The sequence below is a fragment of the Streptomyces sp. R11 genome (genome assembly GCF_041051905.1).
In the GTDB taxonomy this organism is placed as follows: Bacteria; Actinomycetota; Actinomycetes; order Streptomycetales; family Streptomycetaceae; genus Streptomyces.
Map to the genome: position 1 here is coordinate 7,459,524 of NZ_CP163432.1, position 13,129 is coordinate 7,472,652.

Annotated in this window: 11 protein-coding genes, 1 pseudogene and 1 riboswitch; all 12 genes and pseudogenes read left to right on the forward strand. The window is 72.3% G+C overall.

Annotated elements, in window-relative coordinates; translation table 11 throughout:
- Positions 1-33 precede the first annotated feature (33 nt).
- A riboswitch (cobalamin riboswitch) is annotated at positions 34-215 on the forward strand.
- Between the two features lie 59 nt (positions 216-274).
- Positions 275-679 (forward strand): annotated as a pseudogene (locus AB5J55_RS34360) (ABC transporter substrate-binding protein); the annotation flags it as partial.
- Between the two features lie 127 nt (positions 680-806).
- Entirely contained in the window at positions 807-1,166 is a 360-nt protein-coding gene (locus AB5J55_RS34365) for a (2Fe-2S) ferredoxin domain-containing protein (RefSeq protein WP_369274333.1), read from the forward strand.
- A gap of 136 nt (positions 1,167-1,302) precedes the next feature.
- Entirely contained in the window at positions 1,303-3,129 is a 1,827-nt protein-coding gene (locus AB5J55_RS34370) for a gamma-glutamyltransferase family protein (protein ID WP_369274334.1), read from the forward strand.
- A gap of 135 nt (positions 3,130-3,264) precedes the next feature.
- Positions 3,265-4,110 (forward strand): inositol monophosphatase, encoded by an 846-nt coding sequence (locus AB5J55_RS34375; RefSeq protein ID WP_369274335.1) that lies wholly within the window; start codon positions 3,265-3,267, stop codon positions 4,108-4,110.
- A gap of 141 nt (positions 4,111-4,251) precedes the next feature.
- Complete coding sequence (locus AB5J55_RS34380; protein ID WP_369276369.1) at positions 4,252-5,664, forward strand: phytoene desaturase family protein; 1,413 nt, start codon at positions 4,252-4,254, stop codon at positions 5,662-5,664.
- Between the two features lie 137 nt (positions 5,665-5,801).
- A complete protein-coding gene (locus AB5J55_RS34385) occupies positions 5,802-6,866 on the forward strand; it encodes an SCO3242 family prenyltransferase (protein WP_369274336.1) in 1,065 nt (354 codons plus the stop codon).
- Between the two features lie 32 nt (positions 6,867-6,898).
- Entirely contained in the window at positions 6,899-7,771 is an 873-nt protein-coding gene (locus AB5J55_RS34390; RefSeq protein WP_369274337.1) for a sugar phosphate isomerase/epimerase family protein, read from the forward strand.
- A gap of 60 nt (positions 7,772-7,831) precedes the next feature.
- Positions 7,832-8,506: an EboA domain-containing protein gene (locus tag AB5J55_RS34395; RefSeq protein ID WP_369274338.1), complete on the forward strand. Its 675-nt coding sequence runs from the start codon at positions 7,832-7,834 to the stop codon at positions 8,504-8,506.
- Positions 8,507-8,508: 2 nt separating this feature from the next.
- Positions 8,509-9,363, forward strand: coding sequence for a TatD family hydrolase (locus tag AB5J55_RS34400; RefSeq protein ID WP_369274339.1), 855 nt, complete (start codon positions 8,509-8,511; stop codon positions 9,361-9,363).
- A gap of 7 nt (positions 9,364-9,370) precedes the next feature.
- Entirely contained in the window at positions 9,371-10,528 is a 1,158-nt protein-coding gene (gene eboE, locus AB5J55_RS34405) for a metabolite traffic protein EboE (RefSeq protein ID WP_369274340.1), read from the forward strand.
- Positions 10,525-11,925, forward strand: a complete 1,401-nt coding sequence (locus tag AB5J55_RS34410; RefSeq protein WP_369274341.1) for an alkaline phosphatase family protein — start codon at positions 10,525-10,527, stop codon at positions 11,923-11,925. Before eboE ends, AB5J55_RS34410 begins: the two co-directional genes overlap by 4 nt.
- Entirely contained in the window at positions 11,922-13,109 is a 1,188-nt protein-coding gene (locus tag AB5J55_RS34415) for a cytochrome P450 (protein ID WP_369274342.1), read from the forward strand. Before AB5J55_RS34410 ends, AB5J55_RS34415 begins: the two co-directional genes overlap by 4 nt.
- Positions 13,110-13,129: the final 20 nt, after the last annotated feature.

Below are 13,129 nucleotides of genomic sequence, written 5' to 3' on the forward strand. Positions count from 1 at the left end.
GACCGCTCGAACGACCCGGCCGCAAGCGGGGCTTGATAGCCTCTGAGGGCCAGTCGAGCCACACCCGAGGCCAGGGAATCCGGTGCGAATCCGGAACTGACGCGCAGCGGTGAGGGGGACCGGCGGGGCACAGACGCACGCCACTGGGAGACCGGGAAGGCGCCCCGTCGGGACGAACCCGAGTCCGAAGACCTGCTGGCACCTCCACGCCCGCGCGCGGAGGACGTCCGTAGGCCGGGCTCCGCGTACGAGCCCCGACAACCGAGGCACGCCTGTGTACCGTCTTGCCCTCCGTCCCGCTGCCCTGCTGCTCGCGCCCGCCCTCCTGCTCACCGCGTGCGGCGGCTCGGGAAGCGGCAGCGCCGAGGACACCGGGAAGTCCGCCGCCGCGGGCTACCCCCTCACCCTCGACAACTGCGGCCACAAGGTCACCCTGAAGTCGCCCCCGAAGCGGGCCGTGTCCCTCAACCAGGGCACCACGGAGATCCTGCTCTCCCTCGGCCTCGCCGACCGGGTGGCCGGCACGGCGACCTTGACCGACCCGGTGATGAAGGGCCTGGAGAAGGCGAACGCCTCCGTGCCGCGGCTCGCGGACAACGCGCCCTCCTTCGAGAAGGTCCTGGACGCCGAACCCGACTTCGTCACCGCCTCCTTCGTCTCCACCCTCGGCGAGGGCGGCCCGTCCGAGGTCCTCACACCGGCGCTCATCGAGCAGGTCTACGGCGTCCGCACCGAGGTCACCGACGACCCCGGCCACCCGGTGATCCGCTTCCTGCGGCCGGCCGGCCCCGTGGGGCGGTGCTGACGTGCGCACACCCCCGGAACAACCGATACCCAGCCGGATCGTGGTGTGCAGGGACTGCTGCTGCGGGACCCCGAAGGTGCCCGGAGTCGATCACGCCCAGCAGAGCGCGCGACTCGCCGAGAACGCGCCCGTGCGCATCTCCGACTGCCTCGGCGTGTGCGAACACGCCAATGTGATCGTCGTCCAGCCCTCCGCCGCAGGCCGCGCCGCGGGCGGCCGTCCCGTCTGGCTCGGCCTCGTCAACGACCCCGAAGCCACCGAGGACATCATCACCTGGGTCAGGGCCGGCGGCCCCGGCGTCGCTCCCTGTCCCGACGTGCTCGACCTCTACACCTTCACTCCGCCCAGGCGCGCACGATGAATCGGACGACCACACACGGGCCACTCACCATTCACCACCGACACCGAACCGGCCCCGGCCGGAAGGTTGAACCCCGAACGGGTAGTCCCTGAAGATCGGATGGACCGATCCGCGCGACAGCGAGGTGTCAGACCCGATGTTCACCACCCGCCCCACGCTCCAAGGCACCTTCGGCATGGCGTCCTCCACCCACTGGCTCGCCTCCCAGTCGGCGATGGCCGTGCTGGAGGGCGGGGGCAACGCCTATGACGCCGCTGTGGCGGGCGCGTTCGTGCTGCATGTCGTCGAGCCGCATCTCAACGGCCCGGCCGGTGAGGTGCCGATCCTGATCGCCCCGGCGGGCGGCGAGGTCCGGGTGGTGTGCGGGCAGGGCGTGGCGCCCGCCGGTGCGACCGTCGCGCACTACCGGGGGCTCGGGCTGGACCTCGTACCCGGCACCGGGCCGCTCGCCGCCGCCGTGCCCGGCGCGTTCGACGCCTGGATGCTTCTGCTGCGGGACCACGGCACCAGGACGCTCGCCGACGTGCTCAGGTACGCCATCGGCTACGCCGAACACGGGCACGCGCCCGTGGAGCGGGTCGGCGAGACCGTCGAGACCGTGCGGGAACTGTTCGAGACGGAGTGGACGTCGTCGGCCGACGTGTACCTGCGCAACGGGAAGGCGCCCCGGCCAGGGGAGCTGTTCCGCAATCCCGCCCTCGCCGCCACCTGGAAGCGGCTGCTCGACGAGGTCGAGGGGGCCGGGGACCGGGTCGCGCAGATCGAGGCGGCGCGGGAGGTGTGGCGCAGCGGTTTCATCGCCGAGGCCCTCGTACGGCAGGCCCGGCGCCCCACCATGGACACCAGCGGCGAGCGGCACTCCGGCACGCTCACGGCCGCCGACCTCGCCGGCTGGTCCGCGACCTACGAGGCGCCGGCGACGTACGACTGGAACGGCTGGACCGTGTGCAAGGCCGGCCCCTGGAGCCAGGGCCCGGTCCTTCTCCAGCAACTCGCGCTGCTCCCTCCCGAGCTGCCCCGGTACGGGTCCGCCGAATACGTCCATCTGCTGATCGAGGGCTGCAAGCTGGCCATGGCCGACCGGGAGGCCTGGTACGGCGACGCGGCCGACGTACCGCTCGCCGAGCTGCTGTCCGACCGGTACAACGCGGGCCGGCGGAAGCTGGTCGGCGAGAAGGCCTGCCACGAGCTGCGGCCCGGCAGTCCGGGCGGCCTCGCCCCGAGACTGTGCGCGCACGCGCGCGTGGCGGCCGCCGCGGGGCCCGGCCTCGACGCGCTGGGGGGCGGGGAACCGACCGTCGCCAAGCGACCGACCTCCCCGGTGCCGGGCGAGCCCGAGGTCTCGGCCGACGGAGGCACCCGCGGCGACACCTGCCACATCGACGTCGTCGACCGCTGGGGCAACATGATCGCGGCGACGCCCAGCGGCGGCTGGCTCCAGTCCAACCCCGTCGTGCCCGAACTGGGCTTCCCGCTCGGCACCCGGCTGCAGATGACCTGGCTGGAGGAGGGACTGCCGAACTCACTGACCCCGGGCCGGCGGCCCCGCACCACCCTCACGCCCTCCATCGCCCTGCGTGGCGGCGTGCCCGTCATGGCCTTCGGCACACCCGGCGGGGACCAGCAGGACCAGTGGCAGCTGCACTTCCTCCTCGCGGTCGCCCTGCGCGCCCCGGTCCGCGGCGGCCTCGACCTCCAGGGCGCGATCGACGCCCCGAACTGGCACAACGACAGCTTCCCGGGCTCCTTCCACCCGCGCGGGATGCGACCGGGGAGCGTCACGGTCGAGTCCCGGATGGACGCCGAGGTGGTCGAGGAGCTACGGCGGCGTGGTCACGAGGTGACCGTCGGTGAGGACTGGTCTGAGGGCCGGCTGTGCGCCGTGGCGAGGGATCCGGAGACCGGCGTGCTGTCGGCGGCGGCGAATCCACGGGGGATGCAGGGGTACGCGGTCGGCCGCTGAGGACGGGCCCACGTCGGCGACCGCCCGAGAACAGGCCTCTGACCTGCCGATACCGGCACCGCGAGTTCACGTCGATGCCACCCTGTGTCCATCCGGCGGGCGGGGGTTGTCAGTGGGACGTGCTCTTATGGAGGGGTGATCGAAAACAACGAAACCATCGACGAGTTTCTCGCACAGCACGCGACAGACGTGGAAGAAGCGGTCCGCAAGGCGGCCGCGACCGAGATCATGCCCCGCTTCCGGCAGCTCGCCGCACACGAGGTCGACCAGAAGAACGGACCGCACGACCTGGTGACCGACGCCGACCGGCTCGCCGAGCAGTACCTCACCGAGACACTCGGCGCGCTCCTGCCCGGCTCGGTCGTGGTCGGCGAGGAGGCGGTGCACGCGAACCCGGCGTCGTACGACGCGATTCGCGGCGACGCCCCGGTCTGGATCGTCGACCCCGTCGACGGCACCCGTCAGTTCGTGCACGGGGACGACGGCTTCTGCACCCTGGTCGCGCTCGCCCGGCACGGAGTTCTGCTCGCCTCCTGGACCTACGCCCCGGCCCGCGACCAACTGGCCACGGCGGTAAAGGGCAAGGGCGCCTTCCTCGACGGCGAGCGACTGCACGCCGGCACGCCGGATCCCGGCCGCGAGCTGCGGGTGGCCACGTCCCACCCGGACTACACGTCCGACGAGCAGAAGCAGGCGTTGCTGGGCCTGTGGACCGAGGGTGTGCGGCCCCGCGCCTGCGGTTCGGCGGGGCTGGAGTATCTCGCCGTCGCCCGGGGCGAGTTGGACGCGACCGCGTTCAGCTGGGAGGCCGCCTGGGACCACGCGGCGGGCATCCTCCTGGTCGAGGAGGCGGGCGGCGCCCACCTGACCCGCACGGGCGAACCGTTCCGCATCACGGGCGGCAACGCACTGCCGTTCACCGCGGCCCGGGACGCGGCTACGGCGCGCCGGGTCGTCGGACTGCTCTCGGCGGAAAACTGATCGTCCAAGGGCTCGGTCCCGCCGCACGCCAATTCAGTTCCGCGCCCCTGGGTGGGGCACCGCACCCTGCTCTGTCAGTGCTCCGGCATATCCTGATCCTCCAAGGCCATCGGCTGACGAAGGAGTCCGAAGGTGCCGTCGATGCTCGATGCGGTCGTGGTGGGTGCGGGGCCGAACGGACTGACCGCTGCCGTGGAGCTGGCCCGTCGCGGCTTCTCCGTGGCCGTGTTCGAGGCACGTGACACGGTCGGCGGAGGAGCCCGCACCGAGGAGCTGACCCTCCCCGGCTTCCGGCACGACCCGTGCTCCGCCGCACACCCCCTCGGTATCAACTCGCCCGTGTTCCGGACCATGCCGCTCGACCGCTACGGCCTCGAGTGGCTGCACGCCGAGCTGCCCATGGCCCACCCCTTCGCCGACGGCAGCGCCGCCGTGCTGGCGCGGTCGGTCGCCGAGACCGCCGCCTCCTTCGGGCCGCGCGACGCGGGCACGTACCGCAGGCTGGTGGATCCGTTCCTGAGCAAGTGGGACACCCTGGCCCGCGACTTCATGTCCCTGCCCCTCACCGCGCTCCCCAGGGACCCGGTCACGCTCGCCCGGTTCGGTCTGGTCGGGCTGCCGCCGTCGACGTGGCTGATGCGGCGCTTCCGCGACGAGCGGGCCAGGACCCTGTTCGCCGGCCTCGTCGCGCACGTCATGGCGCCACTGGGCGGCTTCGCCACCGGCGCCATCGGCCTGGTCTTCGCCCTCGCCGCGCACGCCCGCGGCTGGCCCGTGGCCCGCGGCGGCTCCCAGTCCATCTCCGACGCCCTCACCGCCTATCTCAAGGACCTCGGCGGCACCGTCCACACCGACTACGAGGTCAAGCGGCTCGACGATCTGCCGCCCGCGAGGGCGTACGTCTTCGACACCTCGCCCACCGCGCTGGCCCGCATCGCCGGCTTCGGCCGCTACTACGAGGGCTTCCGCTACGGCCCCGGCGTCTTCAAGATCGACTACGCGCTGGACGGCCCGGTGCCGTGGACCTCGTCGGACGCCCGCCGCGCGAGCACCGTGCAGATCGGCGCGAACAGCGCGGAGATCGCCACCGCGCTGCGCGCCGCGTCCCGGGAGGGCCGGGCACCCGGCAAGCCGTTCATGATCACGGTGCAGCCCGGTGTCGTCGACCCCACCCGGGCCCCCGCGGGCAAGCAGGTCTTCTGGGCGTACGGGCACGTGCCGAACGGCTGGACCGGAGACCTCACGGACGCCCTCGAACGTCAACTGGAGCGCTTCGCCCCGGGGTTCCGCGACCGCGTCCTCGCCCGGGCGACGGCCGGCCCGGCCGAACTCGTCGCCCGAAACGCCAACTACATCGGCGGCGACATCGGCTCCGGCGCGGCCTCCGGACTCCAACTCCTGCTCCGGCCCAAGCTGTCGCTCTTCCCCTACCGCACCCCGCACCCCGCGGTCTTCATCTGCTCGTCGGCGACCCCGCCCGGTCCCGGCGTGCACGGCATGTCCGGGCACAACGCGGCCAAGGCGGTGTGGCGGCGGCTGCGGCAGGAGCCCTGAGACCGAGCCTGCTCAAACGACCCACCTTTACCCGTAGTTGGGGCCGTGCGGTAAGAGAAATCCGTGTTCTCTTTGTCACTTCTCTTACCGGGGGGTAGGTACCTGAATGGCCAACAGCCCCCGAGTAGGGTGCGGCCATGAAAGATCGGAAAGCGGTTGTCCGCTTCGGATCCCGGTCTGCCGTGCGCCTCACCGACCTCGCGCAGCTTGTCAGGGCACCGGCCGCGCTGAGTGTCCCCGGTGACGTGATCGCGGGAGCGACCGCCGCCGGACGTCCACTGGGCGCCCGTACGTTCGGCGTGATCGGTTCGTCCGTCTGCCTCTACTGGGCCGGCATGGCCCTCAACGACTATGCCGACGCCACGGTCGACTCCGTCGAGAGGCCCGAACGACCGGTGCCGTCGGGCCGGATTCCCCGGCGTACCGCCCTCGCCGTGGCCGGCGGGCTCACCGCGGCGGGGCTCGCTCTTGCGGCCGCCGCGGGGGGTCGTCGCAGTGTGGGTGCCGCGCTGCCGCTGGCCGGGTTGGTCTGGGCGTATGACCTGAAGCTCAAGTCCACGTCGGCGGGGGGCTTCGCCATGGCGGGGGCTCGGGTCCTGGACGTGCTGGCGGGAGCGGTTGTGCCCGGTCCGGGTGCGGAGTCGGTCGGCGTCGCGCTTCGTCGTGCCGCCGTCCCTGCCGGGCTGGTCGGCGTCCATACCGGCACGTTGATGGCGCTCAGTCGGCACGAGATCGGCGGGGCGCCGGGGTGGGTTCCGGTCGGGACACTTGCCGTGTCGGCGGCGACGGCGGTCCTCACGGCTGTTCCGGTCGCCCGAGACGACGCCGTAAGTGCCGCGAAGGGTCGTCGTTCGTCTGCGGGTGCGTGGGGGCTGGTCGCGCCCCGCGGCGGAGCCCCACTTCGACACAGCCCCGCGCCCCCGAGGGGCGTCGTGCGTGCCGCCCGCTCCAAGAAGCTCCGTACTGCTGTCACCGCCGCCGGGTCCCTCGCCTACCTCGGCAGCTACGGCACCGCCCAGGCTCGCGCCGTGCAAAAGCCCTCGGCCGAGAACGTACGGCGGGCCGTCGGAGCCGGGATCATCGGGCTGATGCCCCTTCAGGCGGCGCTGACCGCGCGCGGCGGGGCACCGGCCGTCGCCGCGGCGCTCGGCGTCGTGCACCCCCTCGCGCGACGGCTCGCCCGGCGCATATCCCCCACCTGAGACCCACCACCCTCCGTGTGAGGAACCGGCACATGAGACGTCCCCCCACCGATCTCGGCACCGATCTCAAGTTCGGCTACGGCACCAACGGCTTCACCCACCACCGGCTGACCGACGTCCTCGTCGTCCTCGCCGACCTCGGCTACCACGGCGTCGCCCTCACCCTCGACCACGGCCACCTCGACCCGTACGCCGACGATCTGCCCCGGCGTGTCACCGCCCTCGCGCGGCAGCTGGCGCGGCACGGCCTGGACGTGACGGTGGAGACCGGAGCGCCGTACTTCCTCGACCCCTGGGGCAAGCACCTGCCCACGCTGATGTCCGACGGCTCCGAACTCCGGATCGACCTGCTGCGCCGCGCCCTGCGCATCGCCGCGGACCTGGGCTCGCCCACCGTCCATCTGTGCAGCGGCCCGGCACCCGACGGGTTGCCGGAGCGGGACGCGTGGAAGCGGCTCGCGGGGGGTGTCGAGACCGTGCTGGAGTCGGCGGAGAAGCACGGGGTGGCGCTGGCCTTCGAGCCGGAGCCGTACATGTTCGTCGACACCGTCGAACGCTGTCTGCACCTCGCCCGACTGGTCGGCGGGCACGAGCTGTTCGGCATCACCCTGGACGTCGGCCACGCACACTGCGTGGAGGAACGTTCCGTGCTCGACTGCGTGCACCAGGCGGCACCGCTCCTGCGCAACGTGCAGATCGAGGACATGCGGCGCGGCATCCACCAGCACCTCGAATTCGGCGCCGGGGAGATCGACTTCCCGCCCGTACTGGACGCCCTGCGCGATCTGAACCACCGCGGTCTTGTCTCCGTGGAGATCCAGGGCGGCTCGCTCGACGCGCCCGAGGTCGCCCGCCGCTCCATCGAGTTCCTGCGCGCGGCCGAACGGGCCGGCACGCGCGCATAGCCCCCACCCTCCGTCTTCCATTTGGCTCGACTCGTCCCACCCTCCCGGAAGTTGTCCCCCATGGTTGTCACAGCCGACTCCTCCGCGGCCCCGCCGGACCACCCCCACCCCGCCCTGACCGCCGTACTGGACCCCACGGCCCGCACCTGGCTGGACGACGGCGCCGCCCAGGTCGCCATCGAACCCGCCGCCGTACGACGCCTCTTCCCCGCCGCCCGAAGGCGCTGCGGACACGCTCGCCTCACCGAGTACTGGAGCGTCGACGAGGCCGCCCGGGCCGTTCTGCTCACCGCACTGCCCCTGCGGGGCCAGGCCCTCGCGGACGAGGTCACCCGCCTCCACCGGCACGGTGACCCGGCGGAGCAGCGCGCCGTCCTGCGCACCCTGCCGCTGCTCGACCTGGGAGACCTCGCGCTGCCCCTCGTACGGGAAGCCCTGCGCGGCAACGACACCACCTTGATCGAGGCCGCCGTCGGCCCGTACACCGCAGCGCACCTTCCGGACGCCGAGTACCGCCAGGCCGTACTGAAGTGCGTCTTCTGCGAGATCCCGCTCGACCGCGTCACCGGCCTCGGCGCACGCGCGGACCGTGAACTGGCCCGCATGCTCGCCGACTTCGCCCATGAGCGGATCGTCGCGGGGCGGGGCGTCCCCCCGGACATCGTGCCCGTCGTCCGTGCCTTCCCGGACGTCATCGGCGCAGAACTCAACCAGGCACTCAAGGAAGAGGGCTGACCGTGCGCATCTTCGATCCCCATATCCACATGACGTCCCGGACGACCGACGACTACGAGGCGATGTACGCCGCCGGCGTGCGCGCGGTCGTCGAGCCCGCCTTCTGGCTGGGGCAGCCCCGCACCTCGCCCGAGAGCTTCTACGACTACTTCGACGGGCTGCTGGGCTGGGAGCCGCACCGCGCCGCCCAGTTCGGCATCCAGCACTTCTGCACCATCGCGCTCAACCCGAAGGAGGCGAACGACCCGCGCTGCCTCCCGGTCCTCGACGAACTGGACCGTTACCTCGCCAAGGACCGGGTCGTCGCCGTCGGCGAGATCGGCTACGACTCGATGACCCCTGAGGAGGACGAGGCGCTCGCCCGGCAGCTCCAGCTCGCCATCGAGCACGAGCTGCCCGCCCTGGTGCACACCCCGCACCGCGACAAGGCCGCCGGAACCCGGCGCACCCTGGACGTCGTACGGGAGTCGGGCATCGCCCCCGAACTCGTCGTCCTCGACCACCTCAACGAACTCACCGTCGGCATGGTCCTCGACAGCGGCTGCTGGGCCGGGTTCTCGATCTACCCGAAGACCAAGATGAGCGAGGACCGGATGGTCGAGATCCTCAAGGAGCACGGGACGCGCCGGATGCTGGTCAACTCGGCTGCCGACTGGGGGCGTTCGGACCCGCTGAAGACGCGGAAAACCGCCGACGCCATGCTCGCCGCCGGGTTCGGCGACGACGCCGTCGACGAGGTGCTGTGGCGCAACCCGGTCGCCTTCTACGGCCGGAGCGGGCGGCTGGAGCTGGAGGAGCCCAAGCCGGACGAGACGGCCACCTTCCAGGGAAACTCCATACGCCGCGGGGGAGCGTGAGCATCGCATGCGCTTCCTGCATCCGGACGGTACGACCGTCCACCTCGGCTACTGCAGCAACGTCCACCAGGCGGAGGACCTCCAGGGCGTGATCGCCCAGCTCGCGCAGTACGCCGAGCCGGTGCGTGAGCGCCTCGGCGCCGACCGGCTCGGGATCGGGCTGTGGCTGGCACGCCCCGTGGTGGCCGAACTCGCCCACGACGAAGCGGCGTTGGAGCGGCTGAGGGCGGAGCTGCGGGCGCGCGGCCTGGAGACCGTCACCCTCAACGCCTTTCCGTACGCCGGTTTCCACCGCGAGGTCGTCAAGAAGGACGTCTACCTGCCCGACTGGGCCGACGAGGCCCGACTGAAGTACACCCTGGACTGCGCCCGCGTCCTCGCCGCCCTCCTCCCGGACGACGTCGGCCACGGCAGCGTCTCCACACTGCCGCTGGCGTGGCGCACCCCCTGGACGCCGCCCTGCGCCGACGAGGCACGGCACGCCCTGGACCGGCTGACCACCGGGCTCGCCGCGCTGGAAGCATGGACGGGCCGCCGTATCCGCGTCGGCTTCGAACCGGAACCCGGGTGCGTCGTCGAGACCACCACCCAGGCGGTACGGGAACTGGGCGGGCTGGACCCCGACCGGCTCGGCATCTGCCTCGACGCCTGCCATCTCGCCGTGCAGTTCGAGGAGCCGGCCGAGGCGCTGCGGCGGCTCACCGAGGCCGGGTTGCCCGTGGTCAAGCTCCAGGCGTCCTGCGCGGTGGAGGCCGAGCACCCGGCCGACCCGGCCGCGCGCGCGGCCCTGCACCGGCTCGCCGAACCGCGGTTCCTGCACCAGACCCGCACGCCGGCCGACGGCGGCGTCCTGGCCGTCGACGACCTCCCGGACGCCCTCGACGGCGGCCTTCCCGACGGCGGCGGCCCCTGGCGCGTCCACTTCCACGCCCCGCTGCACACCGAGCCCGAACCCCCGCTGCGCACCACCGCCGACCAGCTCGACCAGGTCCTCGCCGGGCTGCTGGGCGGGGCCGCGGCCGGCTGCGACCACATCGAGGTCGAGACCTACACGTGGTCCGTCCTGCCCGAACCGCCCACCGACCTGCCGGGCGGCATCGCCGCCGAACTCGCCTGGGCCCGGGACCGGTTGACCGGCCTCGGCCTCAAGGAGGACCCCTCATGACCGCACCGTCGAACCGCGTGGTCGTACTCGACATCGTCGGCCTGACCCCGAATCTCCTCAAGCACATGCCTGCGGTGGCCGCCCTCGGTGAGCGCGGCTTCCGGTCCCGCCTCGACACCGTGCTCCCCGCCGTGACCTGCACCGTCCAGTCCACGCTGCTCACCGGCGAACCCCCCGCCACGCACGGCGCCGTGGCCAACGGCTGGTACTTCCGCGACCTCGGCGAAGTCATGCTGTGGCGCCAGCACAACGCGCTCGTCGGCGGCGAGAAGATCTGGGAGACGGCCCGTAGGTCGAACCCCGACTACAAGGTCGCCAACATCTGCTGGTGGTACGCGATGGGTGCCGACGTCGACTGGACGGTCACCCCGCGCCCCGTCTACTACTCCGACGGCCGCAAGGAACCCGACTGCTACACCTGGCCGCCGTCCCTGCACGACGAACTCACCGACCGGCTCGGCCCGTTCCCCCTGTTCACCTACTGGGGCCCGAACGCGGGCATGCCCTCCACCCAGTGGATCCTGGCCGCCGCCCGCCAGGTCTTCGACGAACACCGCCCCGACCTCACTCTCGTCTACATCCCGCAGCTGGACTACGAGCCCCAGCGCTCCGGCCCCGACTCACCCGCCACCATTGCCGCGGCCCGTCAACTCGACGATGCCCTGCGCCCGTTGATCGACCGCTTCCTGAGCGAGGGCGCCACCGTCGTCGCGCTCAGCGAGTACGGCATCACGCCCGTCTCCCGCCCTGTCGACATCAACCGCGCCCTGCGCCGGGCAGGCCTGCTGGAGGTGTACATCCAGGACGGCATGGAGTACCTCGACCCCTGGACCTCGCGTGCCTTCGCGGTCGCCGACCACCAGGTCGCCCACGTCTACGTCCGCGACCCGGCCGACATCGACGCGGTCGCCAAGCTGGTCGCTGAACTCGACGGCGTGGAGCAGGTGTTGGACGCCGGGGGCAAGGCAGCCCACGGCCTGGACCACGAGCGCTCGGGTGAGCTCGTCGCACTCGCCGACCCCGACGCCTGGTTCACGTACTACTACTGGCTGGACGACGAACGCGCCCCCGACTTCGCCCGCCAGGTCGAGATCCACCGCAAGCCCGGCTACGACCCGGCCGAGCTGCTCTACGACGAGACCGTTCCGGCGGTGAAGCTGCGCGCCGTCGGGCAGGTCGCCCGCAAGAAGCTCGGCTTCCGGTACCGCCTGAAGACCGTCCCGCTGGACCCGTCCGGCGTCCGCGGCAGCCACGGCCGCCTGCCTGCCGACCCCGATCACGGCCCCGTACTGCTGTGTTCGGAGCCGGACGGGGCGAGGGAGGCGTACGCGGCGACGGAGGTCAAGTCGCTGCTGCTGGGCCTCGCGGGACTGCCCACGGAAGGAACGCAGAAGTGACGATCCACCCGCCCCTTCCCACCACCCGCCCCCTGCTCGACCCGGCCCCCGAATACGCCAAGTGGCAGTCCGAGGAGCCGCTCCGCCGAGTGACGATCTGGGGCGACAACAGCCCTTGGCTGATCACCCGGTACGAGGACGCCCGTGCGGTCCTGGCCGACGAGCGTTTCAGCGCGGACGCCAACCACCCCGACTTCCCGCACACCCGCCCCGGCGCCCCGCCGCAGGCCCCCGGCCTCTTCCACCAGATGGACCCGCCGGACCACACCCGGCTGCGCCGCATGCTGATCCCCGACTTCACCTTCCGGCGCATCGAGCAGCTGGACGGCGCCATCCAGCGGATCTGCGACGACCTCCTTGACGCGATGACCCACGGCGACGCGACGGAGGCCGACCTGGTCGCCGCGTACGCCCTGCCCCTGCCCACCCTCGCCATCTGCGAACTGCTCGGCGTCCCCTACGAGGACCACGGCTTCTTCCGGGAGAAGTCCAACGCCCTCACCAGCGTCGCAGGCGACCCGGCCGAGGCGATGGCCGCCCGCATGGCGCTCCACGGCTATCTGCGCGCCCTCATCGAGCGGCGCACCCACGACCCGGCCGACGACCTGATCTCCCGTCTGGCCACGGAACGCGTCGCGACCGGCGAGGCCACACTCGACGAGGCGACGGGCATGGCCTCCCTGCTCCTCCTGGCCGGCCACGAGACGACGGCGAACATGTTCCCGCTGGCCGTGATCGCTCTGCTGCACAACCCCGCCGGGCTGGACGCACTGCGCGCCGACGACTCCCTGTGGCCGGGCGCGGTGGAGGAACTCCTGCGCCATCTGACCGTCATCCACTCCGGGATACGGCGGGTCGCCACGCAGGACGTCGACCTGTCCGGCGTCCGCGTCCGCGCCGGAGAGGGGGTGGTGGTGGCGTTGCAGTCCGCCAACCGCGACCCGTCCGTGTATGCCGACCCAGACGCCCTCGACGTCCACCGGGACGCGAGCGGCCACGTCGCCTTCGGGCACGGCCTGCACCAGTGCCTCGGCCAGTCGCTGGCCCGCGCCGAACTCCGCCTCGGCCTGTCCACCCTGTTCCGCAGGCTCCCGAACCTGCGCCTGACCTTCCCGCCGGAGTCGCTCGCCCTGTCGACGAGCACGGTCCACGGGGTGCGCTCGCTGCCGGTCGCCTGGTCATGACCGGCGGGCGGTGACCATGG

What these genes read in the sequence shown, in the direction of transcription:
- AB5J55_RS34370 (WP_369274334.1), top strand. Translation starts at nt 1,303, where the DNA reads ATGTTCACCACCCGCCCCACGCTCCAAGGCACCTTCGGCATGGCGTCC.
- AB5J55_RS34380 (WP_369276369.1), top strand. Translation starts at nt 4,252, where the DNA reads ATGCTCGATGCGGTCGTGGTGGGTGCGGGGCCGAACGGACTGACCGCT.
- AB5J55_RS34385 (WP_369274336.1), top strand. Translation starts at nt 5,802, where the DNA reads ATGAAAGATCGGAAAGCGGTTGTCCGCTTCGGATCCCGGTCTGCCGTG.
- AB5J55_RS34390 (WP_369274337.1), top strand. Translation starts at nt 6,899, where the DNA reads ATGAGACGTCCCCCCACCGATCTCGGCACCGATCTCAAGTTCGGCTAC.
- AB5J55_RS34395 (WP_369274338.1), top strand. Translation starts at nt 7,832, where the DNA reads ATGGTTGTCACAGCCGACTCCTCCGCGGCCCCGCCGGACCACCCCCAC.
- eboE (WP_369274340.1), top strand. Translation starts at nt 9,371, where the DNA reads ATGCGCTTCCTGCATCCGGACGGTACGACCGTCCACCTCGGCTACTGC.
- AB5J55_RS34410 (WP_369274341.1), top strand. Translation starts at nt 10,525, where the DNA reads ATGACCGCACCGTCGAACCGCGTGGTCGTACTCGACATCGTCGGCCTG.